Source organism: Rathayibacter sp. PhB179 (assembly GCF_004345345.1).
Classification (GTDB): Bacteria; Actinomycetota; Actinomycetes; order Actinomycetales; family Microbacteriaceae; genus Rathayibacter; species Rathayibacter festucae.
Map to the genome: position 1 here is coordinate 59,123 of NZ_SLVD01000013.1, position 22,729 is coordinate 81,851.

Genomic DNA, 22,729 nt, shown 5'->3' on the forward strand with positions numbered 1-22,729 from the left:
TTATTTCCCTTCGTCGATGGGGATTCCCACCACCGCGCGGCGTCGGAGTGACGACGCGCGGAAACCTGAGCGCTCGGTCCTGGCGCGGCCGAGGCCGAGCACGACGCCGCGGGGCACGGCGATCCGCTGGAGGACCGCGAACAGCACCTCGCTGAGCAGCGTGAGCACGATCACGATGATCGAGCCCGCGAGCATCTGCGGGTAGTCGCCCGCCTTGACGCCCTGGAAGATGTAGCGGCCGAGACCGCCGGCGCCGATGTAGTCGGCGAGCGTCGCCGTGGCGATGATCTGCAGCGCCGCGACGCGGAGACCGCCGATCAGCAGCGGCAGGCCGAGCGGGATCTCGACCTTCGCCAGGATCTGCCACTCCGTCATGCCGACGGAGCGCGCGGCGTCGACGGTGCGGCGGTCGACCGCCTCGAGCCCGGAGTAGGCGCCCGCGAGGATCGACGGGATCGCCAAGATCACCAGCGCGATCAGCGGGGCGCCCAGGCCGAGGCCGAGGCTCATCGCCGCGAGCACCAGCACGCCCAGGGTGGGCAGCGCGCGGAGGCCGCCGGCGACGGGCACCGCGATGCCCTTGCCCTTGCCGGTGTGGCCGATGAGGTAGCCGAGCGGGATGGCGATGGCCGCGGCGATCACCAGCACGATGAGGCTGATGCCGAGGTGCTGTGCGACGCGGGTCGGGACGCCGTAGATGCCCTCCCAGTGCGTCGGGTCGCCGATCCAGGCGAAGGCCTGGGCGATGAGGTTCACGCGGTCACCGCCTTCGCGCTCGCGGCGCTCCTGCGGCGGGAGCGGCTCCGGTCGAGGGTGGTCCACGGCATCAGCAGTCGCCCGAGCAGGACGAGGAGTCCGTCGAGCACGAGGGCCAGCACGATCGTGAGCACGATGCCGGTGATGATCTCGCCCTGGATGCCGCGCTGGAAGCCGTCCGTGAAGAGCAGGCCGAGGCTCTGGATGCCCAGCACCGCGCCGACCGTCACGAGACTGACCGTGCTCACCGTGACGACGCGCAGGCCCGAGAGCAGGACGGGACCGGCGAGCGGGAACTCGACCTTCCAGAACCGCGCCCAGGCCGAGTAGCCCATCGCCGTCGCCGACTGGGTGACGTCCTCCGACACCGCCGAGAGCGCGTCGGAGGTGGTCCGCACCATCAGCGCGATGCCGTAGAGCGTGAGGCCGATGATGACGTTCGCCGTGGAGCGCAGCGGGATGCCGAGCAGCGCTGGCAGCAGGATGAACATGGCCAGCGACGGGATGGCGTAGAGCACGCCGAGCCCGGTGAGCAGCGTGCCGCGGCTCCAGCGGTAGCGGTTGGCGATCCAGCCGAAGGGCAGCGAGATCACGAAGCTGAGCAGGATCGGCGGGACCGAGAGCGCGAGGTGCGCCAGCAGGTTCGCGACGATCTGATCGGTGTTGTTGACGACCCAGTTCACGCGCCGACGCCGTCCTGCGCGCGCAGGACGCCGGTCGGCCGTCCGTCGCCGTCGACGACGATCCGGGCGCCGTCGCGCTCCTCGATCGAGAGCGAGCGCTTGCCGCGGTCGGCTCCGACGAAGCCGGCGACGAACTCGCTGGCGGGGTTCGCGAGGATCTCGGCGGGCGAGCCCTTCTGCGCGATCCGGCCGCCCTTCTCGAGGATGACGACCTGATCGCCGAGCAGGAAGGCCTCGTCGATGTCGTGGGTGACGAAGACGACCGTCTTGTCGAGCTCGCGCTGCAGGCGGAGCGTCTCGCGCTGGAGGTCGGCGCGCACGAGCGGATCGACGGCGCCGAACGGCTCGTCCATCAGCAGGATGTTGGGGTCGACGGCGAGACCGCGCGCGACTCCGACGCGCTGCTGCTGACCGCCGGAGAGCTGGCTCGGGTACCGGGTCGCGAGGGAGCGGTCGAGCCCGACGGTGTCCATCAGCTCGAGCGCGCGGTCGTGGGCGGGCTTCTTCGCCACGCCGTTCAGCCGCGGCACGGTCGCGATGTTGTCGATCACCCGGCGGTGCGGCAGGAGGCCCGAGTTCTGCATGACGTAGCCGATGCGGCGGCGCAGCGACACGGCGGGGAGCCGCGAGATGTCCTCGCCGTCGATCTCGATCGTGCCGCCGGTCGGCTCGATCATGCGGTTGATCATCCGCAGGATCGTCGTCTTGCCGCAGCCGGACGAGCCGACGAAGACGGTCGTCTGCCGGGAGGGCAGCACGAGCGAGAAGTCGTCCACCGCCCGCGTGCCGTCCGGATACTGCTTGCTCACTCCGCGGAATTCGATCACGGTCCTGCTCTTCCCTGTCCCGTGGTCCCGGTCAGAACCTGGCGATCAGCAAAACATCATTCGGAGACGCGTGCCAACCCGGATGGCGCAGTGTTGCACCGGAGCGTGGAAAGAGCTAGGCCGCCGGCGGCCGTCGCGGTCAGGGCTCGATCGGCCCGTAGTGCATCGAGAGGTAGTTGCGCAGCAGCGCCCGGGCCTCGTCGATGAAGCGCTGGTCGCCGGCCGGGTCGATGAGGAAGGCGCGGGTGAGCATCGCGTCCGCGACCTCGATCACGACCTCGAGGCGGAACGACAGCTGGGCGCCGCCGGGCAGGCCGTACTCGGAGGCGAGGATCTCGGCGAAGCGGCGGGCGAAGAAGCCGGCCTCGAACGCCTCCCCCGCGACCTCGGGGGCGTGGATCGTGTCGACGAAGCGGATCGAGCGGAAGCCGGCCTCGGTGCGGTGCATGTCGCAGAACGCATCGACCGCGCAGTCGACGGCGCCCCACCAGTCCGCCGGGTGCTTCTCGCGGATGTCGGTGATGACCTTCTTGCGGAAGCGCTCGAGCGCGCGCTCGCGCAGCGCCTGGAGCACGGCGATGCGGTCGGGGAAGTAGCGGTAGACGGTGCCGATCGCGGCGCCCGCGCGCTCGGCCACCATCGCGGTGGTCAGGCGGTCGAAGCCGACCTCGTCGACCACGGCCGCGGCGGCGTCGAGGAGGGAGGCCAGCCGGGCCGCGCTGCGGACCTGGACGGGCTCGTTGCGGACCTGAGGCGACTCTCCGAAAGGTCGATCGACGAGGTTTCCAAGCGGCACGGCGAAGCTCCTTCGGTATCGGTTTCTACAATCGTACGCACGCGGACGTGCCGTTCGCGTCGAATCACCGAATGTCTCTCGCTTTCTTCGCCCCGCGTAGGGTGGGCGCGCAGCGGCACCCCAGGAGGACCCATGTGCGGACGCTTCGTCCTCTCGCAGACCAGCGCCGACCTGGTCGCGCTCTTCGACATCGACGAGCCCGGCGCGGATCTTCCGGGCCCGTCCTGGAACATCGCGCCGACGCAGCGGATCGCCGTCGTCGCGGAGTCGATGAAGGGCGTCGAGGAGGGCGAGCCGCCGCGCCGCCGCCTGGCCGGCGCGCGCTGGGGCCTGGTGCCCCGCTCGGCCGCGGATCCGTCCGGTGCGCCGCTCTTCAACGCGCGGATCGAGTCGGTCGCCGAGAAGCCCTCCTTCCGCGAGTCCTTCGCCGCGCGACGGGCGATCGTGCCGGCCTCCGGCTGGTACGAGTGGCGGGTCGGCGCCGACGGCGCGAAGGCCCCCGTGTTCGTCTCCCCGGGCGGCGGGGCACTCGTGCTGTTCGCCGGGCTGTACGAGTGGTGGCGCTCGGCGGAGCCCGGGGCGCCGTGGCTGCTGTCGGCGACGATCCTGACGCGCCCGTCCGCGGGCGCGGTGGCCGAGGTGCACGAGCGGATGCCCGTGCTGCTGCAGCCGGAGCTGATCGAGGACTGGCTCGACCCGCTCACCCCGGGCGACGGCTCGCTGCTGCGCGCGGCGTCCGACGGCGCGGCCGAGCTGGCCGAGGAGCTCGACGTGCACCGCGTCGGCGCCGCGGTCGGCAAGGTGGGCAGCAACGGGCCGGAGCTGATCGAGCCCGTCGAGGACTGAGCCGGACCGGCGTCCCTCCTCCGGCGCAGCGCGGCGCCCGCCGGACGGGGGCGTCCGGCCGTCGGGGCCGTCTGGCACACTGGGCGGATGCCGCTGACGCCTGAGAGCAAACCGATGAGCGCCGGGGCGGCCGAGGTCCTGCACCGCGCCGCACGCATCGAGGACCGGATCCACGCGCTGCGCATGCGCCGGGTGACGCGCAAGGGCTACGTGCCGCGGATCATCCCCTACACCGGCTACGGCACCACCGAGCAGCTCCGCGTGCTCGCGCGCGTCCTCTACACCCGGCCCACCCCGCCCGGGGCGGAGGAGGTCCAGCCCGTGGAGAGCGTCCGCGGCTGGCGCAGCTTCACGAGTCTCTACATCAGCGGCGCGGTCGTCTCGGTCTCGGTCGACGGGCAGAGCCACCGGATGGTCGCGGACCGCGGCGGCGTGATCGACACCGACATCCCGATCACGCTCGAGCCGGGCTGGCACCGCATCACCCTCACCGTCGAGGGCGGCGCGCCGGTCGAGGCCCCCGTCTTCATCGTGCGGCCGGAGGCGAGGATCGGCGTCGTGTCCGACGTCGACGACACGGTCATGGTCACGGCGCTCCCCCGGCCCTTCGTCGCCGCCTGGAACACCTTCGTGCTCGACGAGCACGCGCGGATGCCCACGCCGGGGATGGCCGTCTTCCTCGACCGCTTCTCCCGCCAGAACCAGGGCTCGCCCGTCATCTACCTCTCCACCGGCGCCTGGAACGTGGCGCCGGCGCTGACGCGGTTCCTGTCGCGGCACCTCTACCCGGCGGGCGCGCTGCTCCTGACCGACTGGGGGCCGACGCACGACCGCTGGTTCCGCAGCGGCAAGCAGCACAAGGAGGAGAACCTCCGCCGCCTCGCCATGGAGTTCCCGGACGTCCGCTGGCTGCTGGTCGGCGACGACGGGCAGCACGACGAGGAGATCTACTCCGACTTCGCGCACGAGCACCCCGAGAAGGTCGCGGCGATCGCGATCCGCCAGCTCTCGAACGGCGAGGCGGTGCTCGCGGGCGGTCGCTCGAAGGCGGCCGACCTCTCGGAGACGAGCGGCACCCCGTGGGTCTACGCCCCGGACGGCGCCGGCATCTCCGAGCAGCTGACCGAGCTCGGCATCCTCTAGCCCGGTGCGGCACGGCCGTGCCGACGCGCGGGTCTCGGGCATGCAGAGCCGGCCTCGGCACGCGGAGACCGTGCGGAACGACGAGCCGGACGTGGAATCGCGAGCCGCGACTCCCGCAGCCCGAGCTTCGGCTCGCGAAACTTGCCTGGGCACGCGAAAACCGCGCAGAACGACGAGCCGGAGCTGATTCCGCGAGCCGAAGCTGCTCGACGGCGAAGTCCGGCTCGCAGAATCCACCTCGGCACGCGGGAACCGTGAGGAACCGCGAGCCAGAGGTCGAATCACGAGCCGAAGATCCTCCCACCGGACCTCCGGCTCGCCGAACATTCCTCGGCATTCGGAAACCCCGCCAGACCACGAGCCGTACGCGTAATCGCGAGCCGAAGGCCTCGCCGCCCAAGCTCCGGCTCGCGAGAACCGCCCAGGCACGCGGAAACTGCGTAGAACGACGAGCCGAAGATCATTTCGCGAGCCGACCGTCGAATCGCAAACCGGAGGGCTTCCCACCCGAGGTTCGGCTCGCGAAAACCGCCCCGGCACGCGGAAACCCCGCAGAACCACGAGCCGGAGCTCGAATCACGAGCCGAAGCTCATCGCGCCTGACGTGTTCGGCTCGCGGAAACGTCCTCAGCACGCGGAAACCGCGCAGAACGACGAGCCGGAGATGATTTCGCGTGCCGAAGGTCCTCCCGCCGGAGGTTCGGCTCGCGAGAACCGTCTCGGCACGCCGGAACCCCGCAGAACTACGAGCCGTAGGCCGGATCACGAGCCGGAGGTCCTCCCGCCGGAGGTTCGGCTCGCGGAAACCGCCTCGGCACGGGGAACGGGGCGGAATCACGAGCCGGAGGTTCTCCCGCCAGAGGTTCGGCTCGCGGAAACCGTCGCGGCGCGCGGAAACGGGGCGGAATCGCGAGCCGGAGGGCGAATCACGAGCCGGAGGTTCGGCTCGCGGAGACCGCCTCGGCACGCGGGAACCGGCAGGAATCGCGAGCCGGAGGTGGTTTCGCGAGCCGGAGGTACCGGGGTGGCGGAGGGGTGGAGTGGCGGAGGGGTGGCCTGGAACGACGGAGGCCGCCCGCTCCCCGGTGGGGAGGGGCGGTCTCGGTCGTGGTGGGACGGACTACGCCTGGTGCGCGGCCTGGAGGTCGAGCGTGATGGTGACCTTCTCGCCGATGAGCACGCCACCGGTCTCGAGGGCGGCGTTGTAGGTGAGACCGAAGTCGGTGCGGTCGATGGTCGCCTTGGCGGTCAGACCGGCCTTGTAGTTGCCGTAGGGGTCGGAGCCGAAGCCGCCGAACTCGACCTCGAAGGTCACGGGCTTGGTGACGTCCTTGATGGTGAGCTCGCCGTCGACGAGGAAGTCGTCGCCGTTCGCGCGGACCGCGGTCGACACGAAGTGGATCGAGGGGTACTTCTCCGCCTCGAAGAAGTCGCCGGTGCGGAGGTGTCCGTCGCGGTTGGGCTCGTTGGTGTTGATGGAGGCGACCTCGGCGGTGGCCTCGACCTTGGAGTCCAGCGGGTTCTCGCCGGTGGTGAAGGTGGCGGTGAAGCGCTCGAACTTGCCCTTGACCTTGCTGATCATCAGGTGGCGGACGCTGAAGCCGACCTCGCTGTGCGTGGGGTCGATGACCCAGGTGCCGGCGCGGTATCCGGGGATGGTGGTGGTGTCGCTCATGGTTTCTCCTCGAGAGTGTGAATCGCGCGGGAAGCTCGTCCCCGTCCGATGTATGCAAGCGCATCGACGGATCGAGTATTCCATGTAGCGACAACCTTTTTCGACACGGGACCCCTGTCCGACGACTGATGGACACTTCCACGCCGCCTTCCACCCTCGGAAGGGGCACAGACGGTCGCCACGGCGCGGGCGAGTCCGCGCGGAGCACGACGAAGACTGAGGACGGCCCCGCAGCATCCGCGCGATCCCCGGCCAGAGCCGGCGCCCCTCCGGAGGCGCTCTTCGACAGGAGACACCGATGACCGACGCCCCCACCCCCGCCGACGCCCTCCGCCGCCGCACCGTGCTGGCCGGCGCCTGGGCCGCTCCCGTGGTCGGAGCCGCACTCGCCTCCCCCGGCGCCGCGGCCTCGACCACGGAGATCACCGGGACGATCGTCTTCACCCCCCGCCAGTACCGCGGGACCCGCGTCGGCGACCGGGTCGAGTTCCCGCCGCTGACCGGCACCGTCACCATCTCGCGCGGTCCGATGCCCTCGAAGGCCTTCGTGAACTTCTCGGACCCGAACGAGCGCGTCGACCTCCGCCGCGACGCGGGCCGGTTCACCCCGGTCGATCCGGTGACCGGCCGCTTCTCCTTCGACGGCGTCTACAACGCGATCGTCGACGGCGAGAACCCGTTCGGCTTCGCCTACGCCGGCATCGCGGAGGAGGACGCCGACGGCGCGATCTTCGGCTACGACGTCGCGGAGCTCGACGGCTGAGCCGTCCGGGGCGGCCGACCTGTCAGCGCGCGGCCGTCGGCTCCGCGTCGCGCATCGGGTTGCAGATGCCGAGCAGCGAGACCAGCCCGCCGAGGAAGAGCAGCACGGCGGTCGCGATCGCCGCGCGGCGGAAGCCCTCGGCGTCGAGCGTGTCGCCGACGATCAGGGTGGTGGCGGCGATCGCGACCAGCCCGGCGATCCGCGAGACCGCGTTGTTGATGGCGGAGCCGACTCCGCTGTGCCGGCTGTCGACCGCGCCGAGGATGGTGGAGGTGAGCGGGGCGACGGTGATCGCGAGGCCCAGCCCGAAGAGCAGGATGCCGGGCAGCAGCTGGGTGGCGTAGTCGGCCGGCGGACGGACGCCGGCCAGCAGCAGGAAGCCGACGCCGGCCACCAGCGGGCCGACGCCCATGAAGAGCCGCGGCCCGAACCGCGCCGTCAGCGAGCCGGCGACCTGCGAGAGCAGCAGGAGCAGGATCGTCGGCGGCAGCGTGGCGAGGCCGGCGAGCGTGGCCGAGAAGCCGAGTCCCTGCTGCAGGTAGAGACCGAGGGCGAAGAAGCCGAACGAGAGCGCCCCGTAGACGAACGCCGTCGAGACGTTGCCGACCGTGAAGTTGCGCGAGGCGAACAGCGAGAGCGGCAGCATCGGGTTCGGCGTCCGCCGCTCCCAGAGCACGAAGGCGACCAGGGCGGCCAGACCGCCGATCAGGGCCACGAGCACCAGCGGGTTCCCGAAGCCGAGCCGCTCCTGCTCGATCAGCGCGAACACCGGCCCGCCGAGGCCGATCACGCCGAGCACCGCGCCGACGCCGTCGATCGGCACCCGGGTGCCGGAGTCTACGTGGCCGAGCCGGCGCAGCAGCAGCAGCGTCACCGCGATCGGGAGGAGGTTGAGGGCGAAGACGTAGCGCCAGGAGCCGGCGTCCACCAGCAGCCCGCCGATCACCGGGCCCGCGATCGTCGCCGTGCCCGTCCACGCGGTCCACGCGCCGATGGTCTTCGCCTGCGCGGCGCCGTGGACCGTCGCGATGATCAGCGCGAGCGAGCTGGGCACGAGGATCGCCCCGGCGGCGCCCTGGAGCATCCGCGCGACGATCAGCACCTCCGCCGTCGGCGCGAGCGCGCAGAGCAGCGAGGTGACGCCGAAGCCGATCAGGCCGATCGTCATGCTGCGGGCGCGCCCGATCCGGTCGGCCAGCGAGCCGGCGACCAGGATCAGCGCGCCGAGGGTGATCAGGTAGCCGTCGACCACCCACTGCTGCACGGCGAGCCCGCCGCCGAGCTCGCGGGTGATCGCGGGCAGTGCCACGTTGACGACGGTGCCGTCGAGGAACGCCACGAAGGAGGCGAGGATCGCGACCACGAGGACCGCGCGCGGGCGGCTCGTCGCGGTGTCTGCGGGGGTGCTCATCGCTGCTGCCGGCTCATCCGCTCACCGTACTCCGAGCCGACGCGGCGCAGCGCGGCACCGCCGGTACAGACTCGTCGCCTACTCTCGTAGCCATGTCTGCGCAAGGAACCGCCCGCAGCGGCGTGCTCGCCCGCGTCCTCGGTGTCGTCGGAGCGAGCCTGGCCGGAGGGCTGCTGATCACCGTCGGCGTCACTCCCGCCCTCGCCGTCACCGGGCTCGCCGCCAACAACCCGATCGGCCTCTTCGAGACCGTGCCCGAGTACCTCGAGCTGGGCCAGCTGGCGCAGAAGACCGAGATCTACGCGAAGAACGCCGACGGGACCGACGGTCTCCTCGCCTCCTTCTACGCGCAGAACCGCGAGGAGGTGGCCTTCGACCAGGTCAGCCAGTTCGTGAAGGACGCGGCCGTCTCGACCGAGGACCCGCGCTTCTACGAGCACGGGGGCGTGGACCTGCAGGGCACGATCCGCGCGGTACTGAGCAACGTGGTCGGCGGCGATCTGCAGGGCGGGTCCTCGATCACGCAGCAGTACGTCAAGAACGTCCTCGTGCAGAAGGCCGAGGCGCTCAGCGACACCGACGCCGCCGCCTCGCAGGCCGCCTACGACGAGGCGACCGCCACGACGCCGGCGCGCAAGCTCAAGGAGATGAAGCTCGCCGTCGACCTCGAGAAGAAGTACAGCAAGGACGACATCCTGCTCGGCTACCTCAACATCGCCGGCTTCGGCGGGCAGGTCTACGGGATCCAGGCCGCGGCCGAGTACTACTTCTCCAGCACCGCGGCGACGCTCTCGCTCGCCCAGGCCGCCAGCCTGATCGCGACGGTGAACAACCCCAACGGCCTCCGGATCGACCAACCGGAGAACATCCCCGAGAACAAGGTCCGGCGCGACTACGTCCTGGACCGGATGCTCGAGGAGGGGAAGATCTCCCAGGCCGACCACGACGCGGCGGTGGCCGAGGAGGTCGTCCCCGCGATCAAGGAGACGCCCACGGGCTGCCAGCAGGCCGGCAACGCCGCCTTCTTCTGCGACTACGTGACCCGGGTGATCCAGAACGACCCCGCCTTCGGCGACGACGAGAACACCCGCTTCGCCAACTTCCAGCGCGGCGGCTACAAGATCTACACGACGCTCGACCGCGAGCTCCAGGACGTCGCGACGGCGGCCACGAACGCCGCAGTGCCGAAGGTGCCCACGAACGACGTCAACATCGGCAGCTCGACCGTCTCGATGGAGGTGGGCACGGGCCGCGTCCTGGCGATGGTGCAGAACAAGGACTACGACGCCGCCGGCTCCGTGAACGGAGCGAACTTCTCGGCGATCAACTTCAACACCGACACGGCCTACGGCGGTTCCGCCGGCTTCCAGGTGGGGTCGACCTACAAGGTCTTCACCCTCGCGCAGTGGCTCGCCAACGGGCACACGCTCTATGAGACGGTGAACGGCCGCGAGCGCGGCTTCTCCGGTTTCACGGCGAGCTGCGACCCGAACGGCGGCGAGGACCTGTCCTATCCCGCCGTCGGCAACGACGACAACGAGAACGGCACCTACAGCGTCCTCGAGGGCACGATGCGCTCGATCAACACCGTCTTCGTCTCCATGGCGCAGCAGCTCGATCTCTGCGCGATCCGCGACCAGGCGGTCGCCTTCGGAGTGAAGGCGGCGGACGGCGGCGTGATCGACTACAAGCCGTCCTCGATCCTCGGCTCCGACACCCTGATCTCGCCGATCTCGATGGTCACCGCCTTCGCCGGATTCGCGAACAACGGCTCCGCCTGCTCGGCCATCGCGATCGACTCCATCACGGATGCGACCGGAGTCGGCGTGCAGCCGCCGACGTCGACCTGCAACCAGGCACTCTCGCCCGAGCTGACCGCCGTGGCGAACTACGCGCTCCAGCGCGTCGTCACGTCCGGTACGGCCGCCCAGTCGGATCCCGATGACGGGATCGAGCACATCGGCAAGACCGGAACCACCGACAACGCCGAATCCACCTGGATCGACGGCGCGAGCTCTCGCGTCGCGACCGTCGTCTGGGTCGGCAACATCGACGGCCACGTCTCGATGCGCGAGGTGCGCTTCCCGAACTCGGACCTGGAGTCGCGGCCCTACGCATCGAACATCCGCCACTACATCTGGAACAGGGTGATGACGGCCGCCGACGAGAAGTACGGCGGAGACGACTTCGCCGAGCCGAGCAGCGCGCTGCTGAACGGCCGGCAGATCGCCGTGCCGAACGTCGCCGGGCAGTCCGTCGACGACGCGACCGAGGTCCTCGAGGACCTCGGCTTCGACGTCGAGGAGGGCGCCACCGTCGACGCCGCGACGCCCGCCGGAACCGTCGCCGGCACCGACCCGGGCGCCGGGACGACGATCGCCCGCTACTCCAGCATCACGCTGCTGGTGAGCAACGGCGCCCTGGTGCCCGCTCCCGCGACGCAGGCGCCCGCTCCGACGGCGACCACGGCTCCGACCGCCACGGCCGAGCCCACCGCGGAGCCGACCGCGACTCCGACGCCGCCGCCGACCGCGACGCCCACCGTCACCCCGACGGCGGAGGTCGACCAGTGAGCGGCTTCGATCCCGGCTTCCTCGGCGCCCCGCTGGCGGCGCCCCGTCCCTCCGGCGACCGCGTGGTGCGGCAGCTGCCGTACACGCACTTCGAGGTGCTCCTCGACCCGGAGCGCCGGCTCGCGCTCTCGACCGCGGTGAACATCGACGGGGCGCGGCTGCTCGACCTCGGCCGCGGCGACGACTGGCATCTCGACGAGCGCGTGCCAGCGAGCGAGCAGACCGGGCCGGAGGTGTACGCGCGGAACGACTTCGACCGCGGCCACCTCGTCCGCCGCCGCGACCCCGTCTGGGGCGACCCGGCCGAGGCGCGCGCCGGCAACGTGGACAGCTTCTGCTACACGAACGCGGCGCCGCAGGCGAGCGGCTTCAACCAGTCCAAGGAGCTGTGGCTCGGCCTCGAGGACCTCGTCCTCGTTTACGCGCAGGCGAACCGCGCCCGGATCGACGTCTTCACCGGCCCGGTGCTGGCCGAGGGCGACCCGGTCTACCGCAGCATCGGCATCCCGCTGCGGTTCTGGAAGATCGCGGCCTGGAGCCCCGACGGCACGACCCTCGCGGCGACCGCGTACCTGCTCGACCAGACCGCGCTGGTGCGCCGGATCGTCGACGGCGAGGACCGCGAGGGCCTCGCCCCGCTCGGCGCCTACCGGACCTTCCAGGTCGCGGTGTCGAGTCTGGCCGGGCCGACGGGTCTGGACCTCGACGCCCTCGCCGCCGTCGACGTCCTCGGCGCGGCCGGAGCGCGGGCGGAGTCGCCGCGCGAGCTGCTCACGGCCGAGGACGTGGCGCGCGGTCTGACCGCCCGCTGAGCCGCACGCCGCGCCGCCCCGCGGTCCAGGATGGGGGCATGACCTCCCCCGTCCTCGTCGAGATCGACGACTCCGGCACTCCCCTGCTCCGCGATCCCGGGGCCGGCCTCGTCCGCGTCGACGAGCCGGGCTATCTGCGCGGCGACGGCGTCTTCGAGACACTGGCAGTGATCCGCGGCCGTGCCCGCGGGCAGGAGGAGCACCTGGCGCGCCTCGCGGCCTCCTCCGCGGCCGTCGGGCTCGAGATCCCGTCCGCCGAGGTGTGGTCCGCGGCGATCGCCCTCGCGGTCACCGAGCACGACGCGGTCGAGGACCTCAGCATCCGGCTGGTCGCGGGCTACCGGGACACCACGACGGCGCGGGCGACGGTCCGCGCGGAGCCGACCACCGACTCCTCGGAGCTGCGTGACCGGGGCGCCGCCGTCGCCGTGCTCGACCGCGGCTACCCGCACGGGGTGCAGGAGGAGGCCCCCTGGCTGCTCAGCGGCGTCAAGACAACCTCCGGCGCCGTCACCCGCGCCGCACTGCGCGAGGCGAAGCGGCGGGGCGCCGACGACGTGGTCTGGCGCACGAGCGACGGCCTCCTGCTCGAGGGCGCGACCTCGAGTCTCGTCCTGCTCGCGGACGGGGTGCTCGTGACGCCCGCCGCCGGCGCCGGGATCCTCGACGGGACGACGGTGGCGAGAGTGCTGGCGATCGGCGAGGGGCGCGGCCTCTCCTCCGCGCGGCGGGACCTGCCCGTCGCGGCGCTGGCCGGCGCCGACGCGGCCTGGCTGGTGTCGAGCACCCGGCGCGCCGTGCCGATCCGCTCGGTGGACGGAGAGCCGCTCACCGTGGACCGTGCACTGACCTCGGCCCTCGAGCAGGGACTGCTCGCCGACTGACGTGTCCCGGGCGCTCAGGCCGCGTCGGCGAGCTCGCGCGCCGTCCAGGCGCCGACCCCGACCGACTCCGCGTGGCGCAGGTCGTCGACGGTGTCGACGTCCAGCCGAAGCGTCGAGGACTCGGGCAGGCCGAGCACGCGGTAGCCGGCAGCGACGTGCTTCTCCCGCGAGTCGAGACCGAAGGCCGGCTCCGGGCCGGCCCCGCCGGGCAGGAGCAGCGCGGTCGTGCCGCTGCCGGCGCGATCGCCGACCATCGCCGGGGTGTCGCCGGCGGCGGCGAGCGCGGCGTCGAGATCCGCGGCGGTGAGCGCGGGCAGGTCGGCGGTCAGCGCGATCACCGGCGAGCCGGGGCGGTGGTCCTGCGCCGCCGCGATGCCAGCGGCGACGGCGGGATTGAGCTGTCCGGGATCGCCGACGACGTGCAGGCCGGGGTGCTCGAGCGCGGCCCGCTCCGCCGCGGACATGTCGGAGGTGATGAGGACGACGGCGCCCACGGCCTCCGCCGCGCCGACCGCGGCCAGGGTGTCGAGGAGGAACGCCTCGGCGAGGGCGGAGCGCGCGACGAGCTCGAGGCGGGTCTTGGAGGTGCCGCGGCCCCGGTAGACGACGACGGCGGTCCAGGCGCCGCTCACGACGCGACCCGCCCGGCCGCTGCCGCGAGCCCGGCCGCGTGGCCCTCGGCGTAGCCCTCCGCGTGCGCCTCGTCGGCGCCGACGCGGAACATGTCGTCCGGACCGGTGCGGGTCAGCGTGCGGGCGCCCGGTGCATCGAGGCCGCTGACGAAGCGGTCGAGGCCGCGGACGACGGCGACGGGGTGCCCGGTCGCCTTGCCCTTCACCAGGTCGCCGAGCGCGGCGATCTCGTCGGCGACCGCGGGCATGGTCACCGCGAGCGTCCGGCCGAGCGCGTCGACGGCGCCGCGCAGGTCGTCGATCACCAGCAGGCCGGCCGCGCCGATCGCGGCGTCGGTCTGGCCGACCCGCCAGGCACGTCCGAGCGTGTCGCTCACGACGACGCCGACGCGCGCACCGAGCCGCTCGCGCAGACCGGCGCAGAGCGCGCGGGCCGAGGCGTCCGGATCCTCGGGCAGCAGCAGGACGGTGCCTTCGGCGACGTTGCTGGAGTCGACCCCCGCGGCGGCCTGGACGATGCCGAGGCGGTTCTCCACGATCCGGGTGACCCCGTGCGCGTGCGCGCGGGTGGCGACGACGCGGACGGTCTCGGCGGTGATGGCGTCCTCGCGGTCGTCGGCCGCGACGACCCGGCCCTCGGCCTTCGAGACCACCTTGCTGGTCACCACGAGGACGTCGCCGTCGACGGGACGGTCGGTTTCGGGAGCGGCCGCGACCGCCGCGAGGATCAGCTCGAGCAGGTCGTCCCCCGGGACCACCTCGGGGATGCCCTCGAGGACCCAGGCCGCCACGCGCATCGCACTCATTCCGCCATTGTCCCAGGCGCCGGAGACGCGGAGCGCACGCCCCCGGGGCGCTTGCGGCCCGGGCCCGGACCATGCGAGCGGGCGGTCAGGAGGCGAGGTACGCCGCGACGGCCGGCGGCACGTAGGGCGAGACGTCGCCGCCCAGTCCCGACACCTGGCGCACCAGCGAGGAGGAGACGTGGGCGTGCGCGGGGTCCGGCAGGAGGAAGACGGTCTCGACGTGCGCGAGGTTGCGGTTCACGATGGCCATCGGCGTCTCGTAGGCCACGTCGACCTGCGAGCGGATGCCCTTCACCAGGATGCTCGCGCCGACGTCGGTGCAGTAGTCGACGAGCAGTCCCATGCTCCAGGAGGCGACGACGATCGACCCCTCGATGCCGGCCTCGGCGATCGACTGCTCGATCAGCGCCACGCGCTGCGCGATCGGCAGCAGCGCGGTCTTGGACGGGTTGTGCACGACGACGACGTGCAGCTCGTCGACGAGGCGCGCGGCGCGCTCGATGACGTCGAGATGCCCGAGGGTGACGGGGTCGAACGAGCCGGGGACGACGGCGATGCGGGCCATGCCCCCAGCGTATCGGGCGCCCCGGCGGGCCGGCCGGGCCCCGACCACCCCGTCGGGGGTCAGCTCTTGCCGAGGAATTCGCGGTCGCGCTCCTGCACGCGCCGCTCGAGCGCGGCGCGCAGGCGGTCGTGCGTCGCGAGCACCGGATCGGTCTCGAGCAGCCGCTCGGCCAGCACCCGCGCCTCGAGGATGAGCCAGGAGTCCTGCACGACACGCAGCAGGCGCAGGGAGGAGCGCCCGCCGGACTGCGAGTCGCCCAGCACGTCGCCCTCGCGGCGCAGCTCGAGGTCGGCCTCGGCCAGCTCGAAGCCGTCGAGGGTCGCCGCGACGGTCTCGACCCGCTCGCGCGCGGTCGTGCCGGCCTCGGCCGCGGTGACGAAGAGGCAGACGCCGGGCACGCCGCCGCGCCCGATCCGGCCGCGCAGCTGGTGCAGCTGCGAGACGCCGAACCGCTCGGCGTCGAGGACGATCATCATCGACGCGTTCGGCACGTCGACGCCGACCTCGATGACCGTCGTCGAGACGAGGACGTCGATCTCGCCGGCCGCGAAGGCCCGCATGACGGCGTCCTTCTCCTCCGCCGTCATCCGGCCGTGCAGGGCGGCCGAGCGCCGCTTCCCGAGCAGGGCGTGCCCGCGGACGCCCTCGATCGTCTCCGACACCGTCGACAGCGGGGTGGCCGCGGGCTCGTCCTCACCGGCGAGCGGACCCTCCGCGGCCTCCCCCGGCTCGATCGCCGGGCAGACGAGGTAGACCTGGTGGCCCTTGCGGATCTCCTCCTCGGCCCGCTCCCAGGCCCGGGCGATCCAGGCGGGGTGATCGGCCAGCGGCACCACGTGGCTGGTGATGCCCGGTCGGCCGGCCGGCAGCTCGCGGATCGTCGAGACGTCCAGGTCGCCGAAGACGGTCATCGCGACCGTCCGCGGGATGGGCGTCGCGGTCAGCACGAGCACGTGCGGCGGCTGCGCCCCCTTCCGCCGCAGCGCGTCGCGCTGATCGACGCCGAAGCGGTGCTGCTCGTCGATCACCACCAGACCGAGGTCGTAGAACGAGACCTTGTCGCCGAGCAGGGCGTGCGTGCCGACCACGATCTTCGCGGTGCCCGAGACGATCCGCAGCAGGGCCGCGCGCCGGGCCGCGGCGCCGAGGCCGCCGGTCAGGAGGGTCGGCGAGAGCTCCGCCGCCAGCTCGGGCCCGAGGGTGCGCACGATCGAGCGCAGGTGCTGACCGGCGAGGACCTCGGTGGGTGCGAGCAGCGCGGACTGCCCGCCGCTCTCGGCCGTCGCGAGCATCGCCCGCAGCGCGACCAGGGTCTTGCCCGAGCCGACCTCGCCCTGCACGAGCCGCGACATCGGCGACTCGGCCGCGAGGTCGCCGGCGATCTCCCGGCCGACCGTCCTCTGGTCGTCGGTCAGCGTGAACGGCAGCGCGGCGTCGAAGCGCTCGAGCAGACCGCCGGGCTCGGCGACCCGCCGGGTGCCCGGGGTCGAGCGCGCCGCCGCCCGCCGCTCGAGCAGGGCCAGCTGCAGCAGGAACGCCTCGTGGAAGCGCAGGGTGTCGCGCGCCGGGACCTCCTCGCCCTCACGCTGCGGCCGGTGGATCAGCTCGAGCGCGGCGCCGAGGTCGAGCAGCTTGCGGTCCGCGCGCACCTCGGCGGGGATCGGGTCCTGCACGTACTTCAGGTCGTCGAGCACCACGTCGATCGCCGCCTGTAGCTGCCAGCTCGCGATCGTGCTGGTCGCGGGGTAGATCGGGATCGGCCGCTCGGTCCAGTCCTTCGTGAGCGCCGACTTCGCGATCGGGCCGTGCGCCGTGACCTCCTCGTCGTCGAAGAGCCGGTAGTCGGGGTGGGTGAGCTGCTTCGTCTCGCGGAACATCGACACGGTTCCGGCGAAGATGCCGCGCACGCCCCGGCGCAGCTGCGCGGCGCGCCAGGGCTGGCCGAAGAACGTCAGCGAGAGTGTGCCCGTGCCGTCCGAGATGATCACCTCGAGCAGTCCGCCGCGGCGGTTCTTCATCTCGCGCGAGCGCACCTCGCGGACCTCGGCGACGATCGTCACGTTCTCGCCCACCGGCAGCCGCGACACGTCGGTCAGCTCGCCGCGCTTGGCGTAGCGGCGCGGGTAGTGGCCGAGGAGCTCGCCGACCGTGCGGTAGCCGAACGCCTTCTCGATCGGCTTGGCCGTGCGCGGGCCGATCAGCGGCGCGAGCGAGGCGTCGAGGGGGTCCGGGATCACCCGACGATCATAGGTCGGACCTCGGACGCCGGACCCGCGCGAGGCCCGGGAGGACCGATCGCGGCGCGACGGCCGCGCTCAGGCGGCGGCCGGTGCCGACGGAGGAGCGCAGTCCGGCGACCACCGTCGTCGCCGCGCGCCAGCCCGCGGACTGCTCCGCGAGCACCGGCGCGTAGCGGACGCGCTCGACCCCCTGCCGGAGCTCCCGCAGGGCCGACCGTGCGCCCTCGTCCTCGCCGAGGGCGGCGCCGATCAGAGCCTCCTGGGCTCGTGGCGACTCGCCGTCCTCGACCGGGACACCGAGGTCGCGCGCGCTCGCCACCAGCTCGGCCCAGGCCGGCTCGAGCGAGCCGTCGGCCGCCCGGCGCCGGCGGACGGCGCGCTGGACGACGCGCAGGAGCCAGGGCACGAGCAGCAGCAGGACCAGCAGCGACCAGAGCGTGACGACCGGGGCGGTGGACGCCGTGGAGCCGCCGAGGGCCCCGGGCGTCGCCGTCGCGGTGGACGCCGTGGGAGTCGGCGTCGCGGTCTCGCCGGGCGCCGCGCCGGGCGCGGCACTCGCTGCGGCCCCGGGAGTCGTCGACGGGGCGGAGGTCGTCGCGCTCGGCAGCGTGTACGAGGCCGGGGCACCGCGGCTCGGCGTCGGCTCGAACGGCAGCCAGCCGACGCCCTCGAAGTACAGCTCCGGCCAGGCGTGCAGGTCGGACGACTGCACGCGGTAGCTGGTCAGCTCGGTGCCCGGCGAGGGCACGACCGAGCCGGGCTGGTAGCCGATGGCGAGCCGGGAGGGGATGCCGAGCTCCCGCGCCATCACGGCCATCGCCGAGGCGAAGTGCACGCAGTAGCCCTCGCGGACCTCGAGGAAGGAGGCGAGCACGCCGACGCCGTCGCCGTCGTAGCCCTCCTCGGCGGGGGTGTCCTCGGAGTAGCGGAACTCGGACGAGCGGAAGAAGGTCTGCAGCGCGCGGGCCCGGTCGTAGGCGGTGACCTCGTCCGCCGTGACCTCCGTCGCCGTGCTGCGGACGATCTCCGGCACGTCCTCCGGGAGCGAGAGGTAGCGCTCGAACCCGGTGGGCACGGGCGCGTCGAGGAGCTGCTGGGGATCGGGCTCGAGGCGCAGCGCCTGCACCTGGTACTCGTCGCCCGCGCGGGTGGTGGCGTCGCCGCGGATCGAGCCGTCCTGCACGTCCTGCAGCCAGCCGTCGCCGACGCCGCTGAGCTCGGAGACCGGGTAGGGCACCGGCAGCCAGCGGCTGCGGAGGGTCTCGACCGAGACGTCGACCTCCTCGGTCTCGCGCGGAACGGCCTCGCCGAGACCGGCGGGAGCGATAGGAGCGGCGATGTCCGCGGTCTCCTCGGTGTCGCTCGGCGCCCAGTCCTCGCCCTCGAAGTCCGAGACCGTGAGCACGCGGAGGTAGACCGGCAGGTCGGAGTCGGTCGAATAGCGCAGCACCGTCACCGGGTTGGGGCGGCGGAGGTCGGCGCCGAGGGCGACGACCGGGTCGATGGAGCCGTTGAAGAGCGTGCCCGAGACGCCGGACGGCGTGGAGACGCGGGTGAAGCCGCCCGCGGAGCCGGCGACGAGCCCGGCGGCGATCACGACGACCCCGGCCATCGCGATCGACGGCACGGCGGCGCCGAGCGAGCCCCCGCGCGGTGCGCGGCGCTCGGGACGGGCGCTGACCGCGAGGATCCCGAGATAGACCAGCGCCGTGAGCAGCAGGCTCGGCCAGGAGACGTCGGCCGGGTCGATGACGGCCGGCACCGCCAGCAGGGTGGCGGGGAAGAGACCGGCGAGCGCGGGCAGCCGCACCGAGAAGGCGAAGAGGTCGGCGGCCCAGGCCAGCACGACCACACCGCCGACGAGGAGGAAGGCGATGCCGTTGTCGGCGACCGCCGGCAGGCCCTGCTCGGCGATCGAGGTGAAGCCGGCCTGGGCGAGTGTCTGCGCGTCGGCGATCGCTCCCGGCGTCGGGACGAGGAAGAGCAGCGCCCGCCCGGGCACGAACATCGCGGTGAGCACGCCGACGGCGGCCAGGGTGCCGAGGATCGGCGGGACGACCGGGTGCGCGCGGACGGCGCGCGCGGCGGCCGGGACGGCGAGGACGACGCCGACCGCGACGGCCAGCTGGACGAGCCAGCCGATGCCCTCGAGCAGGCGGCCGATGCCGGAGGACGCGGTGACGAGCGAGAGCCAGAGCAGGACGGAGAGCAGGACCGAGCCCGAGCGGGCGTCGCGCCCGCGGCGGCTCACGCGACCACCCGGAGCGCGAGGGCCTGGGCCCACGCCTCCTCGACGGCGGTGCGCGGGGTGACCGGGACGGGGTACCAGCCGAGGGAGGCCAGCGCGGCCTCCTCCTCGGGCGTGCCGCCGACGAGGAAGGCGACGGCCGGGCGGGCATGGGCGGCGAGGGAGGCGAGTGCGGCGAGGTCCTCCTCGTGCAGCCGGGAGAGGACGGCGAAGACCGGGCGGCTGCCGCCCGCATCGCGCATCTCGGCGGCGATGCGGCCGACCGCCTCGACCGACTCGGCGGCGGGGGCGAGCTCGGCCAGGCGCAGCAGCACGTCGTGCGCGGCCTCGCGCTCGTCCTCGGAGCGGACGGGCTGGTCGGGCGCGCCGGTCTCGATCAGGTGCGTCTCGAAGCCGCGCTCGAGCAGGTGCACCGCGAGCGAGGCGGTCATCGAGACCGCCCACTCCAGGCGGTCGTCGCCGCCGCGCTCGTCGAGGATGCGCGCGGCCCGCGTCTCCAGCAGGATCCAGGCGTGCGGGTCGGTGTTCTGCTCGTCCTGGCGGACCTTGAGCTCGCCCGAGCGGGCGCTCGCCCGCCAGTGCACGCGGCGCATGGCGTCGCCGGGGCGGTAGTCGCGCGGGATCACGTCGTCGGTCCCGGCCCCGGCGGTGGCGTGGGCGACCGGGCTGGAGCCGCCGGCGCCGTGGGCGTCGAGCACGTCGCTCTGCAGCGGGACGGCCCGCGGAGTGACCACGAAGGGCTGCGCCGCACCCGCGATCGTCTCGCGCACGGCCAGGCCGAAGAGGTCGCCGCGGAGGAGCCGCAGCGGACCGATGCGGTGGATGCCGCGCCGCCCCGCGGGGAGGCGGTAGCGGGCGCGGACCCGGCTCGAGCCGCTCCCCCGCTGCGCGACCGCCGGCAGGGTGAAGGCGCCGCGGGCCACGGTGCGGCCGGAGACGAGACCGCGCTCGACCCGGTCGAGCCGGTCCTCCGCTCGGGCACCGGCCCGCAGGGCCGCGCCGCGGTTGTCGAGGACGACGTCGACGTCGACCACGTCGCCGACCGCGACGACCTGCGGGGCGAAGCGCCGCTGCACCTGCAGCACGGGCGTCACGGCGAGCAGCGCGAGGACGGCGGCGACGGGCAGGCCGAGGAGGACGATCCCGACGAAGAGCAGCTCGCGGAACTCGATGATCGGCGCGACGACGATCCCGAGCGCGCCGAGAACGACCAGGGCCCAACCGCGCAGGGTGAGCGCGACCCCGCGGACGGCCGGGAGCGCGCCGATGCGCCGCGCCGGCCGCTCCGCGCCGCGCCGCCGGGGCTCACGGGACCGGGGTGCGCCGGAGCGGGGACCGCCCGGCTCAGTCGGCACGGCCGCTGAACGGGACGGGGGTGGCGGCGACGATGCGCTGGACGATCTCGGTGACGGAGTGCGAGGCGCCGGTGCCGGAGCGGCCGGGGAGCCGGGTCGCCGGGAGCAGCCGGTGGCCGAGCACCGGCACCGCGAGCACGTCGATGTCGTCCGGGACGACGAAGTCGCGGTCGTTGATCGCGGCGAGCGCCTTCGCCGCGGCGATCAGCTGCAGAGTCGCGCGCGGGCTGCCGCCGAGGCGCAGCTCGGGATCGATGCGGGTCGCCTGCATGATCGCCACCACGTACTCCTGCACCGGCGGGGCGACGTAGATCGACTGGACGTAGTCCATCATCCGGGTGAGCTGATCGTGGCCGACGACCTGGCGCAGCTCCTCCAGCGGGCTCGCGGCGTCGCGGGTGCGGATCATCTCGAGCTCGGCGCGCTCGTCGGGGTAGCCGAGCGAGAGCCGCGCCATGAAGCGGTCGCGCTGCGCCTCGGGGAGGCTGTAGGTGCCCTCCATCTCGACCGGGTTCTGCGTCGCCACCACGGCGAACGGCCGCGGCAGGACGTGCGTCACGCCGTCGACCGAGACCTGGCGCTCCTCCATGCACTCCAGCAGCGCCGACTGGGTCTTGGGCGAGGCGCGGTTGATCTCGTCGCCGATCACCACGTTCGCGAACACCGGGCCGGGCTTGAACTCGAAGTCGCGGGTGGCCTGGTTGAAGACGGAGACGCCGGTGACGTCGGAGGGCAGGAGGTCCGGGGTGAACTGGATCCGCGAGACGGTGCCGCCGACGGAGACCGCCAGCGACTTCGCCAGCACGGTCTTGCCGGTGCCGGGGACGTCCTCCATCAGCAGGTGGCCGCCCGCCAGGAACACGGTCAGGGCCATCGAGACCTCGGCGTCCTTGCCGTCGATCACGCTGCACAGGTTCTTCAGGATCGCGGCGCAGTGGGCGCTGAACTCCTCGCGGGTCATCGCCGACCCGGGAGCCGCACCGCGGTCCGATGCCGTGCCGACTGCGGAGCGGGTCTCATCGAGGGACGTCATAACTGGTGATTCTCGCAGTGCGAACCGGAAAACGGCTCAGGCTTCCGGGGGGCTCCCAGCCCTCGGCTCGAGTCCTATGCTCGGAACGGTGACCAGGATCATCGCCGGCTTCGCCGGATCGCTCACCCTGCGGGTCCCCCGCGCCGGCACGCGACCCACGAGCGACCGGGTGCGCGAGGCGATCTTCTCGGCGCTCGAGGCGCGCGACGCCCTCGACGGCGCGACGGTCATCGACCTCTACGCGGGCTCCGGGGCGCTCGGCCTCGAATCGGCCAGCCGCGGCGCCGCGTCCGTGCTGCTGGTGGAGCGCGATCCGAAGGCCGCGAAGACCGCCGGCGAGAACGCCCGCGCGATCGCGACGGCCGCGGCCTCGAACAAGCGCCCGAAGCCCCGGATCGAGGTCGTGATCGCCTCCGTGCGCTCGTTCCTCGACGGCTCCCCCGCGGTCAACGCCGACACGGTCTTCCTCGACCCGCCCTACGACCTCCCCGAGGACGAGCTGGCCGCCGACCTCGCCGGTGTCCTCCCGCTGCTCGCCGAGCACTCCGTCGTCGTCGTCGAGCGGAGCTCGCGCAGCCCGGAGCCGCGCTGGCCCGCCGGGCTCGAGCGTGACCGGCGGAAGGACTACGGCGAGACGACGATCTGGTGGGCGTCGCCGGCGGCGAGCCAGTAGCCGAGCCG

At 73.1% G+C, this 22,729-nt stretch carries 20 protein-coding genes; 7 read left to right on the top strand and 13 right to left on the bottom strand.

Annotated features, from left to right (window positions below):
- The 4 genes from EDF43_RS20655 to EDF43_RS20670 form a co-directional block, all read right to left on the bottom strand.
- Positions 1-756: an ABC transporter permease gene (locus EDF43_RS20655; RefSeq protein WP_132438346.1), complete on the bottom strand. Its 756-nt coding sequence runs from the start codon at positions 754-756 to the stop codon at positions 1-3.
- The gene (locus tag EDF43_RS20660; protein WP_132438347.1) at positions 753-1,439 is read right to left on the bottom strand and encodes an ABC transporter permease subunit; all 687 of its coding nucleotides are present in this window, start codon (positions 1,437-1,439) and stop codon (positions 753-755) included. The genes EDF43_RS20655 and EDF43_RS20660 overlap by 4 nt, the downstream gene beginning before the upstream one ends.
- A complete protein-coding gene (locus tag EDF43_RS20665; RefSeq protein ID WP_123445589.1) occupies positions 1,436-2,266 on the bottom strand; it encodes an ATP-binding cassette domain-containing protein in 831 nt (276 codons plus the stop codon). Before EDF43_RS20665 ends, EDF43_RS20660 begins: the two co-directional genes overlap by 4 nt.
- Positions 2,267-2,405: 139 nt before the next feature.
- Complete coding sequence (locus EDF43_RS20670) at positions 2,406-3,062, bottom strand: TetR family transcriptional regulator (protein ID WP_132438348.1); 657 nt, start codon at positions 3,060-3,062, stop codon at positions 2,406-2,408.
- 132 nt (positions 3,063-3,194) lie between these two features.
- Here EDF43_RS20670 and EDF43_RS20675 point away from each other — a divergent pair, with 132 nt between their 5' ends.
- Positions 3,195-3,908 carry an SOS response-associated peptidase gene (locus EDF43_RS20675; RefSeq protein ID WP_132438349.1) on the top strand — a complete coding sequence of 238 codons (714 nt, stop codon included), beginning with the start codon at positions 3,195-3,197 and terminating at the stop codon, positions 3,906-3,908.
- Between the two features lie 114 nt (positions 3,909-4,022).
- Positions 4,023-5,051 carry a phosphatase domain-containing protein gene (locus EDF43_RS20680; protein ID WP_243581799.1) on the top strand — a complete coding sequence of 343 codons (1,029 nt, stop codon included), beginning with the start codon at positions 4,023-4,025 and terminating at the stop codon, positions 5,049-5,051.
- A 1,120-nt stretch (positions 5,052-6,171) separates the two neighbouring features.
- Here EDF43_RS20680 and EDF43_RS20685 read toward each other — a convergent pair.
- A complete protein-coding gene (locus EDF43_RS20685; protein ID WP_123445585.1) occupies positions 6,172-6,726 on the bottom strand; it encodes a YceI family protein in 555 nt (184 codons plus the stop codon).
- Between the two features lie 298 nt (positions 6,727-7,024).
- Between EDF43_RS20685 and EDF43_RS20690 the strand changes: the two genes are divergently transcribed.
- The gene (locus EDF43_RS20690; protein ID WP_123445584.1) at positions 7,025-7,489 is read left to right on the top strand and encodes a hypothetical protein; all 465 of its coding nucleotides are present in this window, start codon (positions 7,025-7,027) and stop codon (positions 7,487-7,489) included.
- Positions 7,490-7,511: 22 nt separating this feature from the next.
- On the opposite strand, the gene EDF43_RS20695 is transcribed toward EDF43_RS20690, so the two are convergent.
- A complete protein-coding gene (locus EDF43_RS20695) occupies positions 7,512-8,900 on the bottom strand; it encodes a DHA2 family efflux MFS transporter permease subunit (protein ID WP_132438350.1) in 1,389 nt (462 codons plus the stop codon).
- Between the two features lie 92 nt (positions 8,901-8,992).
- Between EDF43_RS20695 and EDF43_RS20700 the strand changes: the two genes are divergently transcribed.
- The 3 genes from EDF43_RS20700 to EDF43_RS20710 are packed head-to-tail and all read left to right on the top strand — an operon-like array spanning position 8,993 to position 13,169.
- Positions 8,993-11,473, top strand: a complete 2,481-nt coding sequence (locus tag EDF43_RS20700; RefSeq protein WP_132438351.1) for a transglycosylase domain-containing protein — start codon at positions 8,993-8,995, stop codon at positions 11,471-11,473.
- A complete protein-coding gene (locus EDF43_RS20705) occupies positions 11,470-12,285 on the top strand; it encodes a DNA/RNA non-specific endonuclease (RefSeq protein ID WP_132438352.1) in 816 nt (271 codons plus the stop codon). Before EDF43_RS20700 ends, EDF43_RS20705 begins: the two co-directional genes overlap by 4 nt.
- Positions 12,286-12,323: 38 nt before the next feature.
- Positions 12,324-13,169 carry an aminotransferase class IV gene (locus EDF43_RS20710; RefSeq protein WP_132438353.1) on the top strand — a complete coding sequence of 282 codons (846 nt, stop codon included), beginning with the start codon at positions 12,324-12,326 and terminating at the stop codon, positions 13,167-13,169.
- 14 nt (positions 13,170-13,183) lie between these two features.
- On the opposite strand, the gene cofC is transcribed toward EDF43_RS20710, so the two are convergent.
- The 7 genes from cofC to EDF43_RS20745 form a co-directional block, all read right to left on the bottom strand.
- Positions 13,184-13,801 (bottom strand): 2-phospho-L-lactate guanylyltransferase, encoded by a 618-nt coding sequence (gene cofC, locus EDF43_RS20715; protein ID WP_132438354.1) that lies wholly within the window; start codon positions 13,799-13,801, stop codon positions 13,184-13,186.
- Positions 13,798-14,598 (bottom strand): coenzyme F420-0:L-glutamate ligase, encoded by an 801-nt coding sequence (gene cofE / locus EDF43_RS20720; RefSeq protein WP_123735415.1) that lies wholly within the window; start codon positions 14,596-14,598, stop codon positions 13,798-13,800. The genes cofC and cofE overlap by 4 nt, the downstream gene beginning before the upstream one ends.
- A 94-nt stretch (positions 14,599-14,692) precedes the next feature.
- Entirely contained in the window at positions 14,693-15,172 is a 480-nt protein-coding gene (gene coaD, locus EDF43_RS20725) for a pantetheine-phosphate adenylyltransferase (protein WP_123445577.1), read from the bottom strand.
- Between the two features lie 59 nt (positions 15,173-15,231).
- Complete coding sequence (locus EDF43_RS20730) at positions 15,232-17,409, bottom strand: ATP-dependent DNA helicase RecG (protein ID WP_243646390.1); 2,178 nt, start codon at positions 17,407-17,409, stop codon at positions 15,232-15,234.
- 7 nt (positions 17,410-17,416) lie between these two features.
- Positions 17,417-19,663 carry a DUF3488 and transglutaminase-like domain-containing protein gene (locus EDF43_RS20735; RefSeq protein WP_132438355.1) on the bottom strand — a complete coding sequence of 749 codons (2,247 nt, stop codon included), beginning with the start codon at positions 19,661-19,663 and terminating at the stop codon, positions 17,417-17,419.
- Positions 19,660-21,015 (bottom strand): DUF58 domain-containing protein, encoded by a 1,356-nt coding sequence (locus EDF43_RS20740; protein WP_132438356.1) that lies wholly within the window; start codon positions 21,013-21,015, stop codon positions 19,660-19,662. The genes EDF43_RS20735 and EDF43_RS20740 overlap by 4 nt, the downstream gene beginning before the upstream one ends.
- The gene (locus EDF43_RS20745) at positions 21,005-21,976 is read right to left on the bottom strand and encodes a MoxR family ATPase (RefSeq protein WP_243581849.1); all 972 of its coding nucleotides are present in this window, start codon (positions 21,974-21,976) and stop codon (positions 21,005-21,007) included. The genes EDF43_RS20740 and EDF43_RS20745 overlap by 11 nt, the downstream gene beginning before the upstream one ends.
- Before the next feature lie 160 nt (positions 21,977-22,136).
- Here EDF43_RS20745 and EDF43_RS20750 point away from each other — a divergent pair, with 160 nt between their 5' ends.
- Positions 22,137-22,721 carry an RsmD family RNA methyltransferase gene (locus tag EDF43_RS20750; RefSeq protein WP_132438357.1) on the top strand — a complete coding sequence of 195 codons (585 nt, stop codon included), beginning with the start codon at positions 22,137-22,139 and terminating at the stop codon, positions 22,719-22,721.
- Positions 22,722-22,729: the final 8 nt, after the last annotated feature.